At 59.7% G+C, this 23,055-nt stretch carries 30 protein-coding genes; 26 read left to right on the top strand and 4 right to left on the bottom strand.

Going from position 1 to position 23,055, the window contains the following annotated elements; genetic code table 11:
• Window positions 1-9 precede the first annotated feature (9 nt).
• The 22 genes from rpsC to QQJ86_RS05505 all read left to right on the top strand — a co-directional run bounded on the left by rpsC (window position 10) and on the right by QQJ86_RS05505 (window position 12,620).
• Entirely contained in the window at window positions 10-771 is a 762-nt protein-coding gene (gene rpsC / locus QQJ86_RS05610; RefSeq protein WP_284319938.1) for a 30S ribosomal protein S3, read from the top strand.
• Between the two features lie 11 nt (window positions 772-782).
• Window positions 783-1,196 (top strand): 50S ribosomal protein L16, encoded by a 414-nt coding sequence (gene rplP, locus QQJ86_RS05605; RefSeq protein WP_126683172.1) that lies wholly within the window; start codon window positions 783-785, stop codon window positions 1,194-1,196.
• Complete coding sequence (gene rpmC, locus QQJ86_RS05600) at window positions 1,196-1,381, top strand: 50S ribosomal protein L29 (RefSeq protein WP_109723395.1); 186 nt, start codon at window positions 1,196-1,198, stop codon at window positions 1,379-1,381. Before rplP ends, rpmC begins: the two co-directional genes overlap by 1 nt.
• 12 nt (window positions 1,382-1,393) lie before the next feature.
• The gene (gene rpsQ, locus QQJ86_RS05595; RefSeq protein ID WP_126683171.1) at window positions 1,394-1,654 is read left to right on the top strand and encodes a 30S ribosomal protein S17; all 261 of its coding nucleotides are present in this window, start codon (window positions 1,394-1,396) and stop codon (window positions 1,652-1,654) included.
• A 15-nt stretch (window positions 1,655-1,669) separates the two neighbouring features.
• Complete coding sequence (gene rplN, locus QQJ86_RS05590; protein WP_115477106.1) at window positions 1,670-2,038, top strand: 50S ribosomal protein L14; 369 nt, start codon at window positions 1,670-1,672, stop codon at window positions 2,036-2,038.
• A 14-nt stretch (window positions 2,039-2,052) separates the two neighbouring features.
• Entirely contained in the window at window positions 2,053-2,367 is a 315-nt protein-coding gene (rplX, locus tag QQJ86_RS05585; RefSeq protein WP_284319937.1) for a 50S ribosomal protein L24, read from the top strand.
• Between the two features lie 12 nt (window positions 2,368-2,379).
• A complete protein-coding gene (gene rplE / locus QQJ86_RS05580; RefSeq protein WP_284319936.1) occupies window positions 2,380-2,919 on the top strand; it encodes a 50S ribosomal protein L5 in 540 nt (179 codons plus the stop codon).
• 28 nt (window positions 2,920-2,947) lie between these two features.
• Entirely contained in the window at window positions 2,948-3,253 is a 306-nt protein-coding gene (rpsN, locus tag QQJ86_RS05575) for a 30S ribosomal protein S14 (protein WP_284319935.1), read from the top strand.
• A 311-nt stretch (window positions 3,254-3,564) separates the two neighbouring features.
• On the top strand, window positions 3,565-3,960 hold the full coding sequence (gene rpsH, locus QQJ86_RS05570; RefSeq protein WP_284319934.1) for a 30S ribosomal protein S8: 396 nt from the start codon (window positions 3,565-3,567) through the stop codon (window positions 3,958-3,960).
• Between the two features lie 10 nt (window positions 3,961-3,970).
• Window positions 3,971-4,498: a 50S ribosomal protein L6 gene (gene rplF, locus QQJ86_RS05565; protein ID WP_284319933.1), complete on the top strand. Its 528-nt coding sequence runs from the start codon at window positions 3,971-3,973 to the stop codon at window positions 4,496-4,498.
• Between the two features lie 50 nt (window positions 4,499-4,548).
• Window positions 4,549-4,902, top strand: a complete 354-nt coding sequence (gene rplR, locus QQJ86_RS05560; protein WP_284319932.1) for a 50S ribosomal protein L18 — start codon at window positions 4,549-4,551, stop codon at window positions 4,900-4,902.
• 75 nt (window positions 4,903-4,977) lie between these two features.
• Window positions 4,978-5,487, top strand: coding sequence for a 30S ribosomal protein S5 (gene rpsE, locus QQJ86_RS05555; RefSeq protein WP_115495831.1), 510 nt, complete (start codon window positions 4,978-4,980; stop codon window positions 5,485-5,487).
• Window positions 5,480-5,668, top strand: coding sequence for a 50S ribosomal protein L30 (gene rpmD, locus QQJ86_RS05550; protein WP_284319931.1), 189 nt, complete (start codon window positions 5,480-5,482; stop codon window positions 5,666-5,668). The genes rpsE and rpmD overlap by 8 nt, the downstream gene beginning before the upstream one ends.
• A 5-nt stretch (window positions 5,669-5,673) precedes the next feature.
• Window positions 5,674-6,105: a 50S ribosomal protein L15 gene (gene rplO / locus QQJ86_RS05545; protein WP_284319930.1), complete on the top strand. Its 432-nt coding sequence runs from the start codon at window positions 5,674-5,676 to the stop codon at window positions 6,103-6,105.
• 3 nt (window positions 6,106-6,108) lie between these two features.
• Window positions 6,109-7,434: a preprotein translocase subunit SecY gene (secY, locus tag QQJ86_RS05540; RefSeq protein WP_284319929.1), complete on the top strand. Its 1,326-nt coding sequence runs from the start codon at window positions 6,109-6,111 to the stop codon at window positions 7,432-7,434.
• Window positions 7,435-7,556: 122 nt separating this feature from the next.
• Window positions 7,557-7,913 carry a 30S ribosomal protein S13 gene (rpsM, locus tag QQJ86_RS05535; protein ID WP_284319928.1) on the top strand — a complete coding sequence of 119 codons (357 nt, stop codon included), beginning with the start codon at window positions 7,557-7,559 and terminating at the stop codon, window positions 7,911-7,913.
• A gap of 12 nt (window positions 7,914-7,925) precedes the next feature.
• Window positions 7,926-8,312, top strand: a complete 387-nt coding sequence (rpsK, locus tag QQJ86_RS05530; RefSeq protein ID WP_115495826.1) for a 30S ribosomal protein S11 — start codon at window positions 7,926-7,928, stop codon at window positions 8,310-8,312.
• Window positions 8,313-8,323: 11 nt separating this feature from the next.
• A complete protein-coding gene (gene rpsD, locus QQJ86_RS05525) occupies window positions 8,324-8,950 on the top strand; it encodes a 30S ribosomal protein S4 (protein WP_284319927.1) in 627 nt (208 codons plus the stop codon).
• A gap of 16 nt (window positions 8,951-8,966) precedes the next feature.
• Window positions 8,967-9,965 carry a DNA-directed RNA polymerase subunit alpha gene (locus tag QQJ86_RS05520; RefSeq protein WP_284319926.1) on the top strand — a complete coding sequence of 333 codons (999 nt, stop codon included), beginning with the start codon at window positions 8,967-8,969 and terminating at the stop codon, window positions 9,963-9,965.
• Window positions 9,966-10,210: 245 nt separating this feature from the next.
• A complete protein-coding gene (gene rplQ / locus QQJ86_RS05515; protein WP_284319925.1) occupies window positions 10,211-10,591 on the top strand; it encodes a 50S ribosomal protein L17 in 381 nt (126 codons plus the stop codon).
• 155 nt (window positions 10,592-10,746) lie between these two features.
• Window positions 10,747-11,259: a disulfide bond formation protein B gene (locus QQJ86_RS05510; protein ID WP_284319924.1), complete on the top strand. Its 513-nt coding sequence runs from the start codon at window positions 10,747-10,749 to the stop codon at window positions 11,257-11,259.
• Complete coding sequence (locus tag QQJ86_RS05505) at window positions 11,256-12,620, top strand: class II 3-deoxy-7-phosphoheptulonate synthase (protein ID WP_284319923.1); 1,365 nt, start codon at window positions 11,256-11,258, stop codon at window positions 12,618-12,620. The genes QQJ86_RS05510 and QQJ86_RS05505 overlap by 4 nt, the downstream gene beginning before the upstream one ends.
• Window positions 12,621-12,724: 104 nt before the next feature.
• Here QQJ86_RS05505 and bla read toward each other — a convergent pair whose 3' ends face one another.
• Window positions 12,725-13,615, bottom strand: coding sequence for a subclass B3 metallo-beta-lactamase (gene bla, locus QQJ86_RS05500; protein WP_284319922.1), 891 nt, complete (start codon window positions 13,613-13,615; stop codon window positions 12,725-12,727).
• 84 nt (window positions 13,616-13,699) lie between these two features.
• A complete protein-coding gene (locus QQJ86_RS05495; protein ID WP_284319921.1) occupies window positions 13,700-15,316 on the bottom strand; it encodes an amidase in 1,617 nt (538 codons plus the stop codon).
• Between the two features lie 116 nt (window positions 15,317-15,432).
• Here QQJ86_RS05495 and QQJ86_RS05490 point away from each other — a divergent pair, with 116 nt between their 5' ends.
• From QQJ86_RS05490 to QQJ86_RS05475, 4 genes are all read left to right on the top strand, one after another.
• Complete coding sequence (locus QQJ86_RS05490) at window positions 15,433-16,152, top strand: c-type cytochrome (protein ID WP_284319920.1); 720 nt, start codon at window positions 15,433-15,435, stop codon at window positions 16,150-16,152.
• Window positions 16,149-17,441 carry a c-type cytochrome gene (locus QQJ86_RS05485; RefSeq protein WP_284319919.1) on the top strand — a complete coding sequence of 431 codons (1,293 nt, stop codon included), beginning with the start codon at window positions 16,149-16,151 and terminating at the stop codon, window positions 17,439-17,441. The genes QQJ86_RS05490 and QQJ86_RS05485 overlap by 4 nt, the downstream gene beginning before the upstream one ends.
• 209 nt (window positions 17,442-17,650) lie before the next feature.
• A complete protein-coding gene (locus QQJ86_RS05480; protein WP_284319918.1) occupies window positions 17,651-17,839 on the top strand; it encodes a hypothetical protein in 189 nt (62 codons plus the stop codon).
• Between the two features lie 9 nt (window positions 17,840-17,848).
• Window positions 17,849-18,556 (top strand): DUF4436 family protein, encoded by a 708-nt coding sequence (locus QQJ86_RS05475; protein WP_284319917.1) that lies wholly within the window; start codon window positions 17,849-17,851, stop codon window positions 18,554-18,556.
• A 92-nt stretch (window positions 18,557-18,648) separates the two neighbouring features.
• Here the strand turns inward: QQJ86_RS05475 and QQJ86_RS05470 are convergent, their stop codons facing one another.
• Complete coding sequence (locus QQJ86_RS05470; protein ID WP_284319916.1) at window positions 18,649-19,830, bottom strand: efflux RND transporter periplasmic adaptor subunit; 1,182 nt, start codon at window positions 19,828-19,830, stop codon at window positions 18,649-18,651.
• Between the two features lie 9 nt (window positions 19,831-19,839).
• Entirely contained in the window at window positions 19,840-23,025 is a 3,186-nt protein-coding gene (locus tag QQJ86_RS05465; RefSeq protein WP_284319915.1) for an efflux RND transporter permease subunit, read from the bottom strand.
• Window positions 23,026-23,055: the final 30 nt, after the last annotated feature.

Here is a 23,055-nt window from a genome sequence, read left to right as displayed (position 1 = left end):
ACGTAGACGATGGGTCATAAAGTTCATCCCACCGGTATCCGCCTCGGCATTGCCAAGGACTGGAACTCGAAGTGGTACGCCAATAAGGGCGAATATGCGAAGTACCTCGCCGCTGACCTGAAGGTCCGCGAGATGCTGCGCAAGAAGCTGGCTGCTGCCGGTATCTCGAAGATTCAAATCGAGCGCCCTGCCAAGACGGCCCGCGTGACGATCCACACCGCCCGTCCGGGCGTGGTGATCGGCAAGAAGGGCGAGGACATCGAGAAGCTGCGCAAGGAAGTCAGCGACATGATGGGCGTTCCGGCGCACATCAACGTCAACGAAGTGCGCAAGCCCGAAATCGATGCCCAGTTGGTGGCCGAATCGATCGCTCAGCAGCTCGAGCGCCGCATCATGTTCCGTCGTGCCATGAAGCGCGCCGTGGGCAATGCGATGCGCCTGGGCGCACTGGGTATCAAGATCAATGTTTCCGGTCGTCTGAACGGCGCCGAGATTGCTCGCTCCGAATGGAGTCGCGAAGGTCGCGTGCCGCTGCATACCTTGCGTGCGGACATCGACTACGGCACCGCCGAGGCGAAAACGACCTACGGCATCATCGGCATCAAGGTCTGGATCTATAAGGGCGAAATCTTCGACCTGTCCCAGGTCGGCCAGGAGCCGAAGGAAGAGCAGTCCGCGCAGCCGCGCCGTGAGCGTGAAGGCGGCGAAGGGCGTCGTGAATCGCGTCGTGATCGCGAAGGTGGCGAAAGCCGCCGCGAGCGGACGAAGTAAGGAGAGTTGCCATGTTGCAACCCAAGCGAACCAAATACCGTAAGCAATTCAAGGGCCGCAATGACGGTCTCGCCTTCAGTGCCAACCTCGTCAGCTTTGGCGAGTACGGCCTCAAGGCCACTACGCACGGTGCACTCACTGCGCGTCAGATCGAGGCGGCTCGTCGTTGCATCACACGTTTCGTGAAGCGCGGCGGCAAGCTGTGGATCCGCGTGTTCCCGGACAAGCCGATTACCAAAAAGCCAATCGAAGTCCGAATGGGCGCCGGTAAGGGTGGCGTGGAGTTCTGGGTCGCACCGATCCAGCCGGGCCGCATGCTTTATGAAATCGAGGGTGTCGACGAGGCTACCGCGCGCGAGGCGTTCCGCCTGGCCGCCGCCAAGTTGTCGGTGCAGACCCAGTTTGTGACCAGAGCGGTGATGTGATGGCCATCAAAGATCTAACAACCAAGTCGGCAGAAGAGCTGAAGCAGCACCTGCTGGATCTGCGCAAGGAGCAGTTCAACTTGCGCATGCAGAAGGGCACCGGCCAGCTCAGCCAGCCGCATCAACTGCGCCGCGTTCGGCGTGATATCGCCCGCACGAAGTTCGTGCTCGGCGGCAAGAAGTAAGAGGCGGCCGACATGAGCGACAACCAGAAACAAGTACGCACCCTTGAGGGTCGCGTCATTAGTAACAAGATGGAAAAGACGGTCACCGTACTGATCGAACGCCAGGTGCAGCATCCGCTGCTGGGCAAGATCGTGCGTCGTTCCACCAAGCTCCACGCGCAGAACGATCTCGGTGCGAACGAGGGCGACGTGGTGCGCATTGCGGAATGCCGTCCGCTTTCCAAGACCAAACATCACCGCGTGGTCGAAATCGTCACGCGCGCCGAAGCGTAAGGGGAGGGTGCAGCCATGATCCAGATGCAAAGCACGCTTTCCGCCGCCGACAACAGCGGCGCCAAGGAACTGATGTGCATCAAGGTGCTCGGCGGCTCCAAGCGCCGATACGCCGCGATCGGTGACGTGATCAAGGTCACCGTGAAGGATGCCATCCCGCGTGGCAAGGTGAAGAAGGGCGAGGTCTACAACGCCGTGGTGGTACGTACCGCCAAGGGCGTGCGCCGCGCCGACGGCTCGCTGATCCGTTTCGACGGCAACGCGGCTGTTCTCCTCAACAACAAGCTCGAGCCGATCGGCACCCGTATCTTCGGGCCGGTCACTCGCGAGCTGCGCGGCGAGAAGTTCATGAAGATCGTCTCGCTTGCACCCGAAGTGCTCTGAGCGGAGATAGACCCATGAACCGTATCCGCAAGGGTGATCAGGTCATCGTGATCACCGGCAAAAACAAAGGTCAGCGCGGCGACGTGCTGCGCGTTGAAGGCGATCGCGTGTTCGTCTCCAACGTCAACCTGGTCAAGCGTCATACCAAGGCGAATCCGCAGGCCAACCAGCCGGGCGGCATCGTTGAGCGTGAAGCTTCGATCCATATTTCTAATGTGCAGCTGTTCAACCCCGCCACGAACAAGGGTGAACGCGTCGGATTCAAGGTGCTCGCTGATGAGCGCAAAGTCCGCGTGTACCGTTCTTCGGGCGAGGTCGTGGACGCGTAAGGAACACAAGTCATGACGCGCCTTGAAAATTTTTACAAAGAACAGGTCATCCAAAAGCTCACCGAGCGTTTTGGTTACCAGAACGTGATGCAGGTTCCCCGCATCACCAAGATCACGCTGAACATGGGCGTGGGCGAAGCCGCGGGCAACAAGAAAGTGCTCGAGAATGCTGTGGCGGATATGACCAAGATTGCCGGTCAGAAGCCGATCACGACCAAGGCGCGCGTGTCCGTGGCCTCGTTCAAGATCCGCGACGGCTGGCCGATCGGCTGCAAGGTCACCTTGCGCCGCGCTCAGATGTGGGAATTCCTGGATCGCCTGATCAATATCTCGCTGCCCCGCGTTCGCGACTTCCGCGGCGTCTCGGGTCGCGCCTTCGATGGCCGTGGCAATTACAACTTCGGCATCAAGGAACAGATCATCTTCCCGGAAATCGATTTCGACGCGATCGACGCCATGCGTGGTATGGACATCTCCATTACTACTACGGCTAAGACCGACGAGGAAGCCAAGGCGCTGCTGGAAGCCTTCAACTTCCCCTTCCGTAACTGAAGCGCTGCAACGGACACTCGAGAGATTTATGGCAAAGACCTCCATGGTTAACCGCGATATCAAGCGGTCCAAACTCATCAAGAAGTACGCCACCAAGCGAGCCGAGCTGAAGGCTGTCGTGGCCAGTCCGAAGTCCTCGTACGAGGAAAAGATGGACGCGCAGACCAAGCTGCAGAAGCTGCCTCGTGATTCCAGCGCCAGTCGCCTGCGCAATCGATGCGAACTGTCGGGCCGTCCGCGTGGCGTGTACCGCAAATTTGGCCTCGGCCGTAACAAGCTGCGTGAAGCTACCATGCGTGGTGACGTTCCGGGTCTTCGCAAGGCCAGCTGGTAAGGCGGTTGCAGTAATCTCTCTCCAAGCGGGAGAGGCGGGTGAGGAGTTGACCTCGCCAGAATTGTTGGTGGTTTTCGGCCTTTCGTTTTGAAAGTATCGAATTTCCCACAAGCCCGAACCTTTCGCTCGAATCCTCAACTCGAGGATTGAGCGAAGGGCTACGACTACTTTGTCGTATCGATATTCGCAAAAACTGGAAAAGGCTGTTATGATCGACGGTCTGCGCATCGCAGGCTGGTCTGTTCGACCGCTCACAATCTAAATTGATTTCCGGTTTTATCGGATATCGGTGCACTCTGAAGGAAGTTTTCATGAGCATGACTGATCCCATCGCCGATCTGTTTACGCGCATCCGCAACGCCCAAGCTACGGGCAAGCAGGCTGTTAGCGTGCCGTCGTCGAAGCTGAAGGTGGCACTAGCCAACCTTCTTAAGAACGAGGGCTACATTCTCGACGCCAAGACCTCCAGTGGGGAGGGCAAACCGGTGCTCGAGATCAAGCTCAAGTATTTCGAAGGCCGTCCGGCGATCGAGCGCATTGAGCGCGTCAGTCGTTCGGGCCTGCGCGTGTATCGCGGCAAGGACGAGTTGCCGAAGGTGCTCGGTGGCCTGGGCATTTCGATCATTTCGACGTCCGCTGGTCTGCTGACAGACGCACAGGCTCGCGCCAAGGGCGTGGGCGGCGAAGTCATCGGCCTGGTCGCGTAAGGAGTTCCCGATGTCTCGTGTTGCCAAGAAACCTATCAACCTGCCCAAGGGCGTCGAGCTCAAAATCGCTGAGGACAGCATTGCCGTGAAGGGCCCGAAGGGCGCTTTGTCGGTCCACATGCTGCCAGGCGCTTCGGTGTCCGTAGACGGCGGTGTGGTCAACGTCCAGGTCGCCGAAGGCGCCGAGGACAAATTCGGCGGCACCATCCGTGCGCTGCTGGCCAATATGATCAAGGGCGTTTCCGAAGGTTATGAGCGCAAGCTGGAGCTGGTCGGCGTGGGTTACCGCGCATCGATGGCTGGCAAGGCGCTCAACCTAAGCCTCGGCTATTCCCATCCGGTGGTGTTCAATGCGCCGGAAGGCATCACCCTCGAGACCCCCACGCAGACCGAAATCCTCATCAAGGGTTCGGACAAGCAGCTGGTCGGTGAGGTTGCCGCCAAGATTCGTGGCTATCGTCCACCGGAGCCCTACAAGGGCAAAGGCGTGCGCTATGCCGGCGAGAAGATCACCCTGAAGGAAGCCAAGAAGGCCTAATGGCGGGCTATTCCGCCAAATAGCCGATCCGTTTCCTGGAGAGATTTACGATGAACAAGAAAGAAGCTCGTCTGCGCCGCGCCAAATCCACGCGTGCTCACATTCGCAAACTCGGAGTGGCGCGCCTGTCCGTGCATCGCACCGGTCAGCACCTCTACGCCCAAGTGTTCGACGCGTCAGGTGTGAACGTAGTAGCCGCGGCCTCGACGGTGCAGAAATCGGTGGCTGAAGGCCTGAAGGGCACCAAGAACGTCGATGCAGCCGTTGCGGTCGGCAAGGCAATCGCCGAGCGTGCCAAGGCCGCTGGCATCGAGGCCGTCGCATTCGACCGCTCCGGATTCCGCTACCACGGTCGTATCAAGGCGTTGGCCGATGCGGCTCGTGAAGCTGGTCTCAAGTTCTAAGCAGTAACCACAACAACTCCAAGCGGCTCAGCCGCAAGTAAAAGTCCCGGATGGTCCGGGCATACGGAAAAGATAATGTCTTCTACTGATCGCGAAAATTCAGACGGCCTGCTCGAGAAGCTGATAGCCGTTAACCGCGTGGCTAAGACCGTCAAGGGTGGCCGCCAGATGAGTTTCACCGCACTGACCGTGGTCGGTGACGGCGAGGGTAAGGTCGGCTTTGGTTATGGCAAGGCGCGCGAAGTGCCGGTGGCCATCTCTAAAGCTATGGATCGTGCACGCCGCAACATGGTGAGCATCGATCTGAACAACGGCACGCTTTGGTACGCCATCAAGGCCAACCACGGTGCGGCGCGTGTGTACATGCAGCCGGCTTCTGAAGGTACTGGTGTGATCGCCGGCGGTGCCATGCGCGCGGTGCTGGAAGTGGTCGGTGTGAAGAACGTGCTGGCCAAGGCTGTTGGCTCGCGCAACCCAATCAATCTGGTGCGCGCCACCATCAAAGGCCTGCAGGCCGTTGCCTCGCCGAAGCAGATCGCAGCTAAGCGCGGCAAGACTGTGGAAGAGGTGCTGGGCAATGGCTAATACCGAAAAAACCGTCCGCGTTCGCCTGGTTAAGGGCCTGCGTGGTGTACAGGCCCGTCATCGCCTTAGCGTGAAGGCGCTGGGTCTGAACAAGACCAATGACGTCCGTGAATTGAAGGACAGTCCGCAAGTGCGTGGGCTGATCAACACGGTCTATTACCTGGTGCGGGTTGAGGAGTAAGCATCATGCGATTGAATGACATCAAGCCCGCTGCTGGTTCGCGTAAAACACGTTTGCGCGTCGGTCGTGGTATTGGCTCGGGCGTCGGTAAGACTGCTGGTCGTGGTCACAAGGGTCAGCATGCCCGTACGGGTCGTACCCATCGCCTCGGCTTTGAGGGTGGTCAGATGCCGCTGCAACGCCGTCTGCCGAAAGTCGGCTTCCGATCGCAGAAGAAGGCTGAGAGCCAGCAAGTTTTTCTTTACCAGCTTGCCGGCCTGAAGGCCGATGTGATCGACGCCGTTGTACTTCATCAGGCTGGCCTGATCGACAGCCACGCCAAGAAGGTGAAGGTTGTCGCCAAAGGTGAGATCGGCCGCGCGGTGAAGTTGTCCGGTCTTCTGGTTACGGCCGGTGCTAAGACCGCCATCGAAGCTGCCGGCGGCAGCGTGGAGTAACACGTGGCCGCAGCCAAGGGCACATCGGTCGGATCGCTCGGCAAATTGACCGAGCTGCGTCAGCGCATCTTCTTCGTGATCGGTGCGCTGATTGTGTACCGCCTCGGCTCGTTCATTCCCGTGCCTGGCGTGAACCCGGATGCCATGGCGAACCTAATCGGTCAGACCGGTGGCATCCTGGACATGTTCAACATGTTCTCGGGTGGCTCACTGGGCCGCTTCTCGGTGTTCGCCCTGGGCGTGGTGCCGTATATCTCTGCGTCGATCGTGGTGCAGATGATGGGGTCGGTCATTCCCAGTCTGCAGGCTCTCCGTAAGGAGGGTCAGTCGGGACAGCGTCAGCTGACGATGTACACCCGTATCGGCACGGTCGGTTTGTCAGCCTTCCAGGCATTCGGTATCGCCGTGGCGCTGATGAAGCAGCAGACATCTGGCGGTGTGCCGGTAGTCTACATGCCGGGGTTTGGGTTCATTTTGTCCTCGGTGGTCGGCCTGACGGCTGGTTCGCTGTTCCTTATGTGGCTCGGTGAACAGATGACCGAGCGTGGGATCGGCAACGGTATTTCGCTGCTGATCTTCGCGGGTATTGTGGCGGGTCTGCCGAATGCGGTGGTGCACACATTATCCATGTCGAGCAATGGCGAGCTGAGCACGATCAAGCTGGTCATGGTGGCAGTATTGGTGCTGGTGGTAACGGCGTTCGTGGTATTCATGGAGCGTGCGCAGCGACGCATCACCGTGAACTATGCGCGACGTTCGGGCGGACAACGCTCGTACATGAACCAGACCTCGCATCTGCCGCTGAAGATCAACATGTCGGGCGTAATCCCCCCCATTTTCGCGAACAGTATTCTGATGTTCCCGGCGATGGCTGCTACCTGGGGTAACGCTAGCCACCAGTCTCGCTGGTTGCAGAATCTGATCCAGGTGCTGACTCCAGGTGAGCCGCTGTACGACATCGTCTACGCGGTTTTGGTGATCACTTTCGCCTTCTTCTATACGGCGATTGTTTTCAACTCGCAGGACACGGCCGACAACCTGAAGCGATCCGGTGCGCTGATTCCGGGTATCCGCCCGGGTCGTTCGACCGCCGACTACATCGATTCGGTAATGACCCGTCTGACCGGCGTGGGTGCCATCTACTTGGTGCTGGTCTGTCTGGTGCCGACGTTCATGCAGAACGCCTGGCATGTTCCGTTCTACTTCGGCGGCACTTCGCTGCTGATCGTGGTGGTGGTGGTGATGGATTTCACGGCTCAGGTGCAGGCGCATCTGGTCAGCCACCAGTACGAAGGTTTGCTCAAGAAGGCCAACCTGCGCCGCGGCTGAGGTGCAGGCGGGTCCCGGTGGAAAGCAGCGGTATCCATTGGTACCGCAGGACTTTCCTGACAGTTTGATTAAGGTTAGAATTGCGCGTTTACCGCGCAAGAAAGCATCGGAGAAAGTACATCATGGCGCGCATTGCGGGTGTCAATTTGCCGGTCCAGAAACACGTCTGGGTTGGCCTGCAGAGCATCTACGGAATCGGTCGCAGCCGGGCCAAGAAGGTCTGCGCGGACGCGGGTGTGAGCCCGAACGTTCAGATCAAGTCGCTCAGCGAGGGTGAGGTGGAGAAAATCCGCCACGAGATCGCGAAGTACGTGGTAGAAGGCGATCTACGTCGCGAGGTCGGTATCGCCATCAAGCGTTTGATGGATCTGGGTTGCTACCGCGGTCTGCGCCACCGCCGCGGCTTGCCGGTGCGCGGCCAGCGCACGCGTACCAATGCGCGCACCCGTAAGGGCCCGCGTCGCGCGATCAAGAAATAATTGGAATAAGTCATGGCAAAGCCGGTTAAGACTAAGAAGAAAGTCAAGCGCGTTGTCACCGATGCGGTGGCTCACGTGCAGGCCTCCTTCAACAACACCATCGTCACCATCACTGATCGTCAGGGCAATGCGCTCTCTTGGGCGACTGCTGGTGGTGCGGGCTTCCGCGGTTCGCGCAAGTCCACTCCGTTCGCTGCCCAGGTCGCCGCCGAAAAGGCTGGCCGCGCTGCTGGCGAATACGGCGTGAAGACGGTGGAAGTGCGGATCAAGGGCCCAGGCCCGGGCCGTGAGTCGGCGGTGCGTTCGCTGAACGCCCTCGGCTACAAGGTTCTCAACATCATCGACGTAACGCCGATTCCGCATAACGGCTGCCGTCCCCCCAAGAAGCGTCGCGTCTAAGGAGCACAACCATGGCACGTTATCGTGGAGCTACCTGCAAACTCGCGCGTCGCGAAGGTTCGGATCTCAGTCTGAAGAGCCCAGCGCGCGCGATCGATTCCAAGTGCAAGCTGGAGAACAAGCCCGGTCAGCATGGCGCCAACAAGCGCATGCGCATGTCCGACTACGCTGTTCAGCTGCGCGAGAAGCAGAAGGTCAAGCGCATCTATGGTGTGCTTGAGCGTCAGTTCAGCAACTACTACACCAAGGCATCGACCCTCAAGGGCAACACTGGCGAAAACTTGCTGCGCCTGCTGGAAAGCCGTCTGGACAATGTCGTCTACCGCATGGGTTTTGCAGTGACGCGTTCACAGGCTCGCCAGCTCGTTTCGCACAAGGCTGTGCTGGTGAACGGCAAGAAGGTCAATATTCCGTCCTACCAGGTTCGTCCGGGCGATGAGATCGCTCTGACAGAGCGCGCGCGCAATCAGCTGCGCGTACAGGAAGCCGCCACCGTGTTCGACACGATGGACCTGCGTCCGCAGTGGGTGGAAGTCGATGCCAAGAAGTTCGCCGGCACGTTCAAGTCGGTTCCGGATCGTGGAGATCTGCCGACCGACATCAATGAAGCGCTGATCGTCGAGCTTTACTCGAAGTAATCAACCGGAGCCCTGCATGGCAGTTTCGTCAACTAGCGTGTTGCGGCCTCGTGGCCTCAGCGTTGAACAGCTCGGACCGAATCGCGCCAAGGTGGTGGTGGAGCCGCTTGAACGCGGTTTCGGCCACACCCTGGGCAATGCGCTTCGTCGCGTGCTGCTGTCCTCGATCCCTGGCAGTGCCATCGTCGAGGTCGAAATCGATGGCGTGCTGCACGAGTACACCACTTTGGAAGGTTTGCAGGAGGACGTGATCGAAGTCCTGCTCAACCTCAAGGAAGTGGCGATTCGGCAGCATACGGGTGACGAAGTCACTCTCACCCTGGCCAAGAAGGGCAAGGGCGTGGTCACGGCCGGCGACATCGCCGTGGACCATTCGGTGGAGATCATCAATCCAGAACATGTGATCTGCCATCTGACCAAGGACATCGCGCTGAATATGCGCCTGAAGGTGCGTCGTGGCGTCGGCTACCAGCCGGCCAGTGCGCGCCAGCATCCTGATGACGAAGCGCGTCCGATTGGACGCCTTCAGTTGGATGCCTCGTTTGCACCGGTGTTGCGCGTAGCTTACGAAGTGGATGCGGCTCGCGTTGAGCAGCGCACCAACCTTGATAAGCTGGTGCTGGACATCGAGACGAACGGCACCATCGGTGCGGAGGACGCGGTGCGCAAGGCCGCTGAAATCCTCAACGACCAGCTGTCGGTGTTTGGTGATTTCTCGCGTCGCGAGAGCGCCACGGACAAAGCGGAAAAAGGTGGTTTCGATCCGCTGCTGCTCCGCCCGATCGACGATCTGGAGCTCACCGTGCGTTCGGCGAACTGCCTGAAGGCCGAGAGCATCTACTACATCGGCGATCTGGTGCAGAAGACCGAGGTCGAGCTGCTGAAGACGCCGAACCTCGGCAAGAAGTCGCTTACCGAAATCAAGGATGTCCTTGGCGTGCGTGGTCTTGCCCTGGGCATGAAGTTGGAAAACTGGCCGCCGCCGGGTCTTTCGCACGGCATGCAGCTGGGTTGATGTATCGCAGCCGCAGTCGGGATTCGACTGCGGTTGTCGTTGTGTTAGCGCGATCATTCGTGATCGCCGTGGTAGTTAGAAAGTGGCGGGGTGTGTGAAGCGCTCTCGCCCGGTACCAGAAGTGGCCATCCATGGCCGCACTCTTAATAAGAGCCCGTTTCACCAAGGGCTTCGATAGCGGGTAACCCGCGGGAAGCCGGCCACAAGGACCGGTTTTTCATAACAACAGACAAGAGAGTCTCATCATGCGTCACATGAAATCCGGGCGTAAGCTCAATCGCACCAGCAGCCATCGCGAAGCGATGTTCAAGAACATGGCCTCGTCGCTGATCAAGCACGAGCTCATCCGTACCACCCTGCCCAAGGCGAAGGAACTGCGTCGTGTTGCTGAGCCGCTGATCACGCTCGCCAAGACCGACAGCGTTGCCAATCGCCGTCTCGCTTTCGCACGTCTGCGCGACAAGCAGGCCGTGGGCAAGCTGTTTGTGGAGCTGGGGCCGCGCTACCGCGAGCGTCCCGGCGGTTATCTGCGTATTCTCAAGTGCGGCTTCCGCCCGGGCGATAATGCCCCGCTGGCGTACGTCGAACTGGTGGACCGTCCGCGCGCCGACGCGGCGGCCGAGTAAATCCCTCCGCAACTCGCGTTTGGACGTCCAAATACGAACCTCGGCCGGGTTGCCCGCGCCGGGGTTTGTTGCTTTATGGAGTAGCGACAAAGCCCTGCTGACAGCGCGGCGGGGAGCGGGTAATGTCAGCGTCCTCCTCCCTCGAAAGTTTTGTCATGAATCCCCTCCGCTGGTCCTATCGCGTCAGCTTTCTCGTTGGCTTCCTGATCTGCGTGGGCCTGCTCGGTTTTGCGCTATTTGCCGAATACCAGTGGGGCCTGGAGCCGTGTCCGCTGTGCATCTTCCAGCGTATCGGTTTCATGGTCATGGCAGCCTTCTTCCTGGTGGGGGCTATCCACGGGCCGCGCGCGGGTGGCCGCTGGTTCTACACGGGATTGGTGCTGCTCGGCGCGTCGTTTGGCATCGTGGTCGCCGGACGTCATCTATGGATCATGTCGCTGCCGCCGGATCAGATTCCTGCCTGCGGTCCCAACCTGGGCTACATGTTCGATGCTTTCCCGCTGGCGAAGGTCTTGAAGATGGTGTTCACCGGCTCCGGTGAATGCGCCAAGATCCAGCCGATCCTGGGCCTGCCCATCCCGCTATGGGCTCTGTTGTGGTTCGTTTTTCTATCCATACTGGCAATTCGCGCCACCCTGCAGCGCGCGAGGCCGAGGTTGCGTTTATGAATCAGGCAGCACGCGCTATCGAACAACTTAATTGGGCACCCACGTCCTGGCAGCAACGCGTTGCCCTGCAGCAGCCGCAATATGAAGACGCGGCGGAACTCAACCAGGCGATCAGCGAATTGTCGGGTCTGCCGCCGCTAGTTACATCGTGGGAAGTGCTGGCATTGAAGCAAGCATTGGCCGAAGCGCAGCAGGGCAAGCGTTTTCTGCTGCAGGGCGGTGATTGCGCCGAGAGTTTCGCGGATTGCACCAGCCCGATTATTTCCAACCGCCTCAAGGTGCTGTTGCAGATGAGTCTGGTGCTGGTGCACGGCCTCAAGCAGCCGGTGCTGCGCGTAGGGCGCTTTGCGGGTCAATACGCCAAACCGCGCTCAGCCGATAGCGAAACGCGCGATGGCGTCACGTTGCCAAGTTTTCGTGGCGACGTCGTCAATGGCCCCGAATTCACAGCTGAAGCCCGTCGTCCGGATCCGCAGCGTCTGATTCGCGCACATGCGCATTCCGCGCTCACCATGAACTTCGTGCGCGCGCTGATCGATGGCGGTTTTGCCGATCTGCATCATCCCGAATACTGGGATCTGGCATGGGTGGAGCACTCGCCGCTCGCGGCCGAATACCGGCGCATGGTGGCGGGCATTGGCGATTCGCTGCGTTTCATGGAAACGCTGGCGGGCCCCATCGCCGGCTTTACGCGCGTGGACTTTTTCACCTCGCATGAGGCGCTGCTGCTGCATTACGAACAAGCACTCACGCGCCAGGTTCCACGCCATCATGGCTGGTTCAATCTGTCCACGCATTTCCCCTGGATCGGTATGCGCACCGCCGCGCTGGATGGTGCGCATGCGGAGTATTTCCGTGGCATTCGCAATCCGATCGCCGTGAAGGTTGGCCCTTCGGTCACGCCGGAGCAACTGTTGCCGTTGATCGACGCGCTAAATCCAGAAGATGAGCCGGGCCGCCTCACGCTAATCCACCGCATGGGCCATGAGCAAATCGCGGCCAAGCTGCCTCCGTTGCTGGACGCCGTGAGGCGCGAAGGCCGTCGCGTACTATGGGTGGCCGATCCGATGCACGGCAATACCGAAAGCACATCCAACGGCTACAAGACGCGGCGTTTCGACAATATCCGCAGCGAGCTCGACCAGGCGTTCGATATCCATGCTGCGGCGGGTACGCGGCTCGGTGGTGTGCATCTGGAGTTGACTGGCGAAGATGTCACGGAATGTATGGGTGGCGCTCGCGATTTGAGCGAGGCCGATCTGCAGCGTGCTTACAAGTCGATGGTCGATCCTCGGTTGAATTACGAGCAGTCGCTGGAACTGGCGATGCTGATCGTGCGCAAATCCGGGCGATTGAGCTGATCGACTTCAAAAAAGCCTCGTCGTCATCCGGCTTTTGCAGGAATGACGATAGGCAAGGCCTTGGGCGTCGACGGTGTGCAGATTGATTGCACAGGAGCGGGGGCTCAATGTTTCTTCGCCATCTGCGATGCCTCCATGCGCAAGCGCTCCTCCAATATCTTCTGCCCCTCCGCCGCATAAGCCTTGCACGCCTGCGTGTCGATCAACGGGCTAGGTTTGCCTGCTTCGATGCGCGCGGCCTTATCAAAGAACCCATCACGTGGATGCGGCGTAAGCAGGATGCCGCACGGCAGCGCCGATAACGTGGCCAGTGTCCGCCGGTAATCGGCGAGACGTTCCGGATGCGCCGGATCGGCATAGCGATAGCCATCGGCGCTGAGCAGCGAAATGCTATCGGCATACACCATCGACACGCAGCGATCTCTTTCGCACGAGCGCCACGTCCAGCCCGTGCTGCCTGGCGTGTGCCCCGGCATCGCGTGCATCTGCAAAGCAAGCGAGCCCACATGCACGGTTTCGCCATCAGCAACGATGCGAACATCGGTCACCTTCGGATAGAAGCTTCCTATACCGTGCTGCGGATCGTCAGGATCATTACCGCCCAGCGCCAACGCTTTGGCCGATTTCGCACTGGCAGCTACCCGTGCACCGCTATCGTGCATTAACGCAGCGATACCGCCCGCATGATCGGAATGCGTATGGCTGTTGAGGATCAGCTTGATGTCCTGCACGCGAAAGCCCAGCGCGCGGATATTCGACTCGATCATCGCCACGTTGTCTTGCAGTGTGCTGTCGATCAGCACGTGACCTTCAGGCGAGGTGATCAGAATCGCGCTGAGTCCGTGCGACCCAACGTAATACGTATTGCCGTAGATGCGAAAAGGCTGCTGCGGCTGTGTCCAGGTGGCGCGAAAATCTGGATCTGCCGACGGCGCAGCAGCATCCACAGACGCAGTCACGAAAGCTAGCGCACACAAAACTATCCAACGTTTCATGGGAGTGGCCCAGAGGAAAGGTGGCGCCACGCTAGCTGCCCAAGCTGGCCGAAGCAGTGGGCTTTCGGCCAGCCAGATGACCGTTCAATGGCTCTGCGCAGGCACCGGTGCGTAGGCCTTGCCGTCCACCGTATCCAGGAATTTCGGTGCCTGCCACGCGTGCGTGTGCTGCTCGAATCCATAAGCGATCGAAATCAGCGTCGGCTCGCTCCACTTGGAACCGAAGAACACGATGCCGACCGGTAGATCGTGTGCCCATCCCGCCGGCACGGTGATCGAGGGATAACCCGCCACCGCAGCAGGCTGCGAGGCACCGCCGATGGTCGGGTTGCCGCTGACGATGTGATCGCCGAGTACCAGATCCGTGAGATAAGCCGGCCCCCATGAGGGCGAGAGCAAGGCATCCAGATGATTGGCCTGCAGTGCCGCATCGATACCTTGTGGCCCCGAGAGCTGCTTGGCTTTGTTCAATGCATCGAGATATGCCTTGTCGGTAAGCGGGCCTTTGGCCTGCGCCTGCTCGAACAGATCCTGCCCGAACCAAGTCATTTCACGCATGGACTCTTGTTTGTTGAAGGCAATCAGATCGGCAAGCGTCTTCACCTTCAAACCTTTGCGGCCGGCGAGATACGCGTTGAGATCATGCTTGAAGTCATACAGCATCACGGTCATTTCCGGGTCGCCCAGTTCGGCCAGATGGGGCAGCGTGACCGGATCAACGATGATCGCGCCTTGCGCTTTCATCGCAGCGATGGCTTCGTCCAATACGCGATCGGCATTCGGTTCGTTCCCGGCAAGCGCGCGCACCACGCCGATGCGCTTACCGCGCAAGCCGTTGGGGTCAAGAAAGCGGGTGTAGTCCGTGGCGTGTTTATTCGCGTCGGCTGTAGCGGGGTCGTGCGGATCGCTGCCTGCCAACGCGGAAAGCAGGATCGCCGCGTCGGTGACATTGCGCGCCAACGGTCCGGCCGTGTCCTGGTTGTGGCTGATCGGGATGATGCCGCTGCGACTGACCAGACCCAGCGTCGGCTTGATGCCCACAATGCCGTTCATCGATGCCGGGCAGATGATCGAGCCATCGGTTTCCGAGCCTACGGCCACGGGCACCAGGCCCGCGGCAACCGCCACAGCGGAACCAGAACTCGAACCGCAAGGATTGCGATCCAGCGCATACGGATTGCGCGTCTGTCCACCGCGGCCAGTCCATCCACTACTGGCATGAGAAGAGCGAAAATCCGCCCACTCGCTGAGGTTGGTTTTACCCAAAATCACCGCACCGGCCTTGCGCAGCCGGGCGACCAGTGCGGCATCCTTGGGTGCTGGCGCATCCATCAGCGCGAGCGAGCCGGCCGTCGTCAACGTGTGATCGCCCGTGTCGATGTTGTCTTTCAGCAGCACCGGAATACCGTAGAGCGGACCGTGCGATGAGCGACGTTTTGCGTCGAGCTTCCCGGCAATCTTTAATGCATCAGGATTCACTTCCAGCACCGAGCGCAGCATCGGGCCGCCCTGATCGAGCTGCTGGATGCGCGAGATATCGTCCTGCACCAGCGCTTTGCTGGTGAGCTTGCCGGCATTCATGTCCTGCTGCAGTTCGGTCACGCTTCGCCATGCCGCGTCCTGGCTGTCCTGGGCGAAGAGAGATGTGGCAGGAAGTAAGGCGAGTGCGAGTGCAGCGCACAACAGCGACGGACGGAACATGGTAAGTCTCCCCGGCAAAAGTGTGTGGCGTGATGCCGCAGCATAACCGCAGGCGCCGCAGTTGGTGCGTGGAGGCCTCCTATACTTCCGGCATGGGTACCAGGGGCCGGCCAAGCATGTCGACACGTTTGCGGTGGGTGCTTCCGTTCGCAGGGTTGTTGGGTTGTGCCGTGGCGCATGCCGATCAACCGACCGTGCCGAATACGTTGCAGCAACGCATAGCTGCCTGCACCACTTGCCATGGCGTGCATGGTGAAGGTTCTTCCGGCAGCGGCTTTTTCCCACGCTTGGCGGGCAAGCCAGCGGGTTATCTCGTTTCGCAGATGCAAAATTTCCAACATGGGCTGCGCAACTACGCGCCGATGGAATACACCGTGCGCTTGCTCACGCCCGACTACATGCACGAGATTGCCGAGTACTTCTCTGCGCAACAGGTGCCCTACGAACGCAAGCCGGTGCCGAACCTGGCGCCGTCATCGCTGCAGCGTGGTGAGCAACTGGTTACGGCCGGTGATCCTTCACGCAAGATACCGCCATGTCAGGCTTGTCATGGCAAACAGCTCACCGGTACGGAACCTTCCGTGCCGGGGCTGGTTGGCTTGCCTTACGACTACATCAGTTCCCAGCTTGGATCATGGCGCACCGGTACGCGTGCGTCTGCCGTGCCTGATTGCATGGCCGAGATCGCCAATCGTCTTGCGCCGGTTGACATCACTGCCGTTTCGGCCTGGCTGGCGAGCCGCGACGTACCTGCCGACACTCATCCGCAACCTGCGGGCTCGATTGCTCCGCCACTGCGTTGTGGTGTGCTGCAGACGTCAGGAGGCGGCACATGAAGCGGCTTGGCTGGCTGTGGATTCCGCTTGTGCTGCTGGTGATCGTGCTGGCCGCTGGTTGGTGGTTGTCACAGCGTCATCGGCAAGTGCTGATATCACCGGAAGATCCGGCAATCGCCGCTACGCTGAAAGATCCCGGTGTCATCGCCAAGGGCCGCTATCTCGCTACGGCCGGCGATTGCGTTTCCTGCCATACCGCGCGCGGCGGCGAGCCGTATGCGGGTGGACGAATGTTGCCCACGCCGTTCGGCGGCATCCCGGCGCCCAACATCACGCCGGATAGGGACACGGGCATCGGCCAATGGGCCTTCAACGATTTCTGGCGCGCTATGCACGAAGGCATTGGACGAAACGGGGAACCCCTTTATCCGGCGTTTTCGTATACCTCGTTCACCAAGGTCACGCGCGACGATGCCATTGCCATCTTTGCATACCTGCGCTCGCTACCGATCGTGCATCAGCCAAATGCGTCGCTGGCACTGCGCTTTCCCTACAACGTACGCAGCACGCTCACCGCGTGGCGTGCGGTGTACTTCAAGGCGGGCGTGTATCAGGCCGATCCTTCGCAGTCGGTATCGTGGAATCGTGGCGCATACCTTGTGCAAGGGCTCGGGCATTGCAACGAATGCCACGCTGCGCGCGGAGCATGGGGTGGCTTGAATGCTGATACGGCTCTATCCGGCGGACGTATCCCCGAGCAGGATTGGTACGCGCCGGATTTGAGCACGCAAGCCAACGGTGGCCTGCAGGGCTGGAGCAGGCAGGACATCATCGATGTGCTGAAAAACGGTCAGGCATCCAAGGGCGCCGCGATCGGCCCGATGGCGGACGTGGTGGCGCACAGCACGCAGCATCTGCACGATGATGATCTTCAAGCCATCGCTGATTATTTATTGTCGCTACCTGCGCGCGCGGCACCCAAAGCGGTGAGCGCGAGTTTCGACAGCAAGCCGCTTGCTGATCGCGGCTCTAGCATTTACGTGGAACGTTGCGCGGATTGCCATGGCAAGGATGGTGCAGGCGTTCCTGGCGTCTATCCGCCGCTGGACGGCAATGCATCGGTAACCGAACCGACGGGCATCAACGCGACACGCGTCGTGCTGCTGGGTGGATTCCCGTCAGTGACCGCCGGCAATCCGCGGCCTTATTCCATGCCGCCGTATGCGCAACAGCTCAGCGACGCGGATGTGGCGGCGGTAGTTACGTATATTCGGCAGGCCTGGTCGAATCGTGCTTCCGCGGTGCAGGAGCGTGATGTGGCCACGTATCGGCATACGCCGATTGATTGATCGTCAGGTTTGTTTCTAGCGCGCTTTCCCAAGCGCGTATTCACGAATCCTATCGCGCCTCGTTCATGGAGTGCGCCCATTATGCTCATCCGGCTTTAACTGCGCTGGTTTGCCTGCGGTTTACCAGGCAACCGCCGGATGAAAGGCACACGATCATGATCCGACGCTGTATGAAAGCCTCATGGTATCTGCGGGCATGCACGCTTGTCATGGCATTCGCCCTCGTACTTGGGGCAGGTTCACTGTTTGCGCAAGATGAGATGCCGCTGCAAGGCCAAGCTCTGCAAGCAACCCCAAAAAGCAGCATCGTGGATGAAAGCAAGCCGGTGATCGATATCAATCTGGTGTCCTTCAATCCCATTGTGGGCGACGTCAAGGGGCGTCTGACCGTGATATAGCCCAAGAGCATGCTGAGTAAGGACTATGGTCTTTATCATGATGCCCGCCTGCTGGAAGGTGACAGCATTGACGACTCGATTTGGCGCATGAAAGGTAACGAGCCTTTCGTTACTTTCAATTCGACAATCAAGACACTCAGTGAAGTGGAAGGAGAGGGCTCGCAATACCTCTATCCCTTCGATGTCCACCGCATCAGGATGAAGATCGGCTTGGTGACGGCCGCAGCTGACGACAGAAGCTGGCAACCGCTAGCGTTTGCCGTCGATTGCACCAAGTGCTCGTTCGAGGGCTTTGCTGTCACTACGCTGGGGCATTTCGATGAGCAGGGTTATTACGACGTCGAATTCACCATGCGCCGCACCTTGCCGGTCAAGCTGTTCTCCATCGGCCTGAACGTGATCATGGTATTGATTGCCCTGGTCGTTCTGATCATGGCGCTACGAATCCAGCACTATCGCGAATCGCCCGAGATCGGTTCGCTAGGCTTTATCGGTGGTCTGCTCTTCGCGACTCCCGCCGTGCGAGAGCTTCAACCAAGAATTCCTTCGATGGGCTTGATGATCGACTACGTCGGTTTCTTCTGGGCCGAAGGTTTTCTAGTGGCCGCCCTGCTGATCGTCATGATCTGCTGGTTGTTGCGGGGTAAATCCACAGTCAGGGATGAGACGAGGTGGGTTGACGATGTTCAGGCGCTCAAACCAAATAGATTGAAATAGGGCTAGAAGCCTACGGCAGTGCATATGTCAGGGTGAGAACTTCAACATCGTGGTTCGTGGGTGTATGGCATTGTTGGGGTGTGCACCCCAACCTACGGCATCCGCTGCTTCTGCGCCACATTCGGCTCGGTCACATTCACCTTCTGCCCTTCATACAGCGAATCAGGCGGACTGAGCACGATGCGATCCTGATCGCTCAAGCCTTCCGTGATTTCCACCGTGCCGCCAAAATCGCGTCCAAGTGTGATCGGCTGAAGATGCACATGCTGTTGCCCATCCACCATTGCAACGCGCAATCCTTCAGCGCGAAACAGCAACGCGTTGGCCGGAATGATGTAGTTGTGCGTGGCCGTGGATAGCGCCAGCTTCACATCGGCGTACACGCCGGATACCAGCTGTTGCTCGCCATTGTCCACGTCAATTTCGGTGCGTAGCGTGCGCGTGCTCGGATCGAGTGCATCCGCCGTTCGTGCCACCGTGCCGACGATGGGCTTGGCGCCGTAGGTGCTCAGGCTGACATCGGCCGGCATACCAATGTGCACGCTGGCCGCATAGGTTTCTGGCACATCCACGTACACGCGCAGCTTGCTGGTATCGGCAATCACGAACAGATTGCTGCCGCTGGCACCCGCATCCACCAACGCACCGATATTCAAATTGCGTTGCGTGACGATGCCGTCGTAGGGCGCGTCGATATGTTTAAAGTCTTCCATGTTCTGCAGGCGTGCCACATTCGCCTGATCAGCCTGCACGGTGGCGATGTTTGCCTTGTACTGCGCCATGTATTGGTCGGCCGTCTGCTGCGCCACCAAACCTTGCGTTGCCAGTTTCGCATAGCGATCGGCGGTGACCTTGGCGAATGCTTCGGTAGCCTGATCAGTGCGCATTTGCGCCTTGCCTTGCAGCAGTTGATTGTCGACATCAGGCGTATCCAGATCGGCCAGGCGCTGGCCTTTCTTCACCTTGGCGCCGATGTCGACATACCACTTGGCAACGTAGCCGGTGGTGCGTGCATACACCTGCGCGTCCTGCCAGGAAGCCACCGTGCCGGGCAAGGGCAAAGCCTGATCCTTCGGCGCGGCCTTCGGTGTAATCGTCGCCACCGTCACGATGGCGTTGCGTTGAGTGTCTTCGGTGAGCTGATGGCGCGCTTGCACGCGCTTGACGATGCCGAATGCGGCCAACGCAATCAGCACAACGCCCAGTCCGATAAGCGCAAGCCGCGCGCCGCGCGAAGGCTTCGGAGGAGGAGGCGAGACATGGCTACTGGACATAGTTGGTTCTCATACTGCAGCTGCGTCGCGACGTGCCTTGCGGCGGCGATGCAGCAGACTGAAAAAGGTTGGCACAAAGAACAAGGTCGCCGCGGTGGCCAGCAGCAGGCCGCCGATCACGGCGCGACCTAGCGGCGCGTTTTGTTCACCGCCTTCGCCCATGCCCAGCGCCATCGGCACCATGCCGATGATCATGGCCAGCGCTGTCATCAATACGGGGCGGAAGCGCTGAAAGCCGGCCTCGATGGCCGCTTGCACCGGATCGTCATGATGCGCCAGCCGCTCGCGTGCAAAGCTGATCACCAGAATCGAGTTGGCCGTCGCCACGCCCATGCACATGATCGCGCCCATCAGTGCCGGCACCGACAGCGGCGTGCCGGTGAGGAACAGCATCCATACCAGTCCGGCCAAGGCTGCGGGCAATGCCGCGATGATGATCAGCGGATCCAGCCAGCTCTGGAAATTCACCACGATCAGCAAATACACCAGCACGATCGCAAACAGCAGGCCGCCGAGAAGACCCTTGTAAGACGACTGCATGGTCTGCACCTGGCCGCGCACGTCGATGTTCACATCGCGTGGCAGGTGTTTGGCGTGCTCAGCGACAACGCGTTGCACATCGCTCGCCACGGCACCGAGATCCGTGCGATCGACGGAAGCATACAGATCCATCGTGGGACGCGTGCTGTAATGCGTGACGACCGCAGGCCCCTCGCTGCGCGAAAAATCCGCCAGGTTCTGCAAGGTCTGGCTAACAGTCGAACTGCTCGAAGAACTGCTGGCAGCGCTGCTGGCTGAAATGCTTCGGATCGGCAGGTTCTTCAGCGCCTGCAAGGTGTCGATGCGATATTGCGGCGTCTGCGTGGCGATGGAATAGCTGATGCCGGTTTTCGGATCGACCCAGAACGTAGGATTGACCTGCGAAGAACCTGCCAGTGCGGTGAGCATGTTGCTCGCGACGTCCTGTGTGGTGAGGCCGACCAGGTTCGCGCGCGTGCGATCCACGTTCACGTTGATCTGCGGCAGGTTGAGCGCCTGCTGGATGCGCAGGTCGACCAATCCGGGAATCGTCAGCAGGTCGCCGTAGAGTTCCTTGGCGACCTTGGCCGATGCCTCAGCATCGTGACTGGATACCTGCACATCGATCGGCGCGGGCGCGCCGAAGTTCAGGATCTGCCCGACCATGTCCGCCGGCAGGAACGAGAAGATCACGCTGGGATATTTCTGCGCGAGTTGCCGACGCAGGCTGCGCACGTAATCGGCGGTGGGGTGATGGTCTTCATTGAGCGTCACGAAGATATCGCCGTCTGACGTGCCGATCACACCGGTATTGCTGTAGGAAAGATTGATGCCGCTGTAAGGGATGCCTAGTGCATCGACGACACTGGCCATCTCCTGCTTGGGAATCGTGTCGCGAATCACGTCTTCGATGCCGTCTGCGAGTCGCGCTGTTTCCTCAATGCGCAAGCCAACCGGCGCACGGAAATGCAGCTTGATCTGGCCGCCGTCCACGTAAGGGAAAAAATCGCGTCCCAGCCACGGTACCAGCAAGCTAACTGACAGAGCGCACGTTGCGAAAAACAAAATCGCGAACAGGCCACGATGGCGCTCCGTGGTTTCGAGCGCGCCACGATAGCCTTCCCGCAGGCGCTCGAAGCGCCGTTCGAATGCCAGCTGGAAGCCGCTCAGCGGCCCATTAGCCTGCTTGTTGTGGTTGTGCTTCTTCAGCCAGAACAGCGAAAGCGTAGGCACCAAGGTTCGCGATAGCACGTACGAAGCGAGCATCGCGAACACCACCGCTTCGGCCAGCGGCGCGAACAGATACTTCGCCACGCCACCGAGGAAGAAGATCGGCACGAACACAATGCAGATCGACAAGGTGGAGACGAAGGCAGGCACGGCGATCTGATGTGCGCCTTCCATGATCGCATCGTAGACCTCCTTGCCTTCCTCCAGGTGCGAATTGATGTTCTCGATCGTCACCGTGGCGTCGTCGACCAGAATGCCCACCGCCAGCGCCAGGCCGCCCAGCGTCATGATGTTGATGGTCTGGCCGAGCGCCGACAGCGTGATGATCGACGCAAGAATGGATAGCGGGATCGAAATCGCAATGATCAGCGTGGAGCGCCAGGAACCCAGGAACAGCAGGATCATCAGGCCGGTCAACGTCGCTGCGATCACGCCTTCGCGGATCACGCCGGAGATCGCAGCACGCACGAAGAGTGATTGATCGGACAGCGCGTTGATCTGCAAGCTCTGCGGTATCGCTGCGCGGATGGCGGGCAACATCCCTTTGAGCGTATCCACGATATCCAGCGTGGAGGCATCGCCGATTTTCAGAATCGACATCAGCACTGCGCGCTGACCGTTCACGCGCACCACGTTGGTTTGCGGTGGCGATCCGTCGTGCACCTGAGCCACATCGCGGATATAGGTGGTGATGCCGTTGACGGTGTGGATGGGGGCGTTGTTGAGCTCTTCGACCTGTAGCGGACTGCCGTTCAACTTCACGCTGTATTCGGTATCGCCGATCTTCTCCGTGCCTGCAGGCAGGATCAGGTTCTGCGCGCCGATCGCCGCCACGACGTCGCTGGGTGACAACTTGTGGGCGAGCAAGGCCTGCGGATTGATATCCACCTGTACTTGGCGCTGCTTGCCGCCGTAGGGATACGGTGTGGCAGCGCCGCGCACTGAAGTGACGAAGGTACGTACGATCTGATTGGCGTCATCGAAAATGGTACTTTCCGACAGTTCTTTCGACGACAGTGCGAATTGCAGTACCGGTACGGTGGAAGCGTTGTACACCAGGATCAGTGGTGGAGTAGTGCCCTGTGGCAGGCCGCCCAATACCGTCTGCGAAATCGCCGTGACCTGCGCCACGGCCATGTCGATCTTCACGTTCGGCTGGAAATACACCTTCACCAGGCCGATGCCGTTGATGGATGTCGTCTCGGTGTGTTCGATGTCGTTGACGGTAGTGGTCAGCGCACGCTCGTAGCCGGAGACGATGCGGTTGTTCATGTCGTCGGCGGGCAGGCCCGTGTAGCGCCACACCACCGAAACCACCGGAATATCGATATTCGGAAAGATGTCCACCGGCGTGCGCAGAATCGCCAGCGGCCCAAGGATCAGCAGCAACAGCGCCAGAACGATGAAGGTGAGCGGCCGCTCAAGCGCGATTTTGACGATCCACATACCGATGCTTTCCATCAGTCTCGCGAACGG

Origin of the sequence: Dyella acidisoli (assembly GCF_030160295.1) — a bacterium.
GTDB lineage: Bacteria > Pseudomonadota > Gammaproteobacteria > Xanthomonadales > Rhodanobacteraceae > Dyella_B > Dyella_B acidisoli.
The sequence above is the reverse complement of the archived record's forward strand: the minus strand, read 5'-3'. Positions and strand labels throughout refer to the sequence as shown.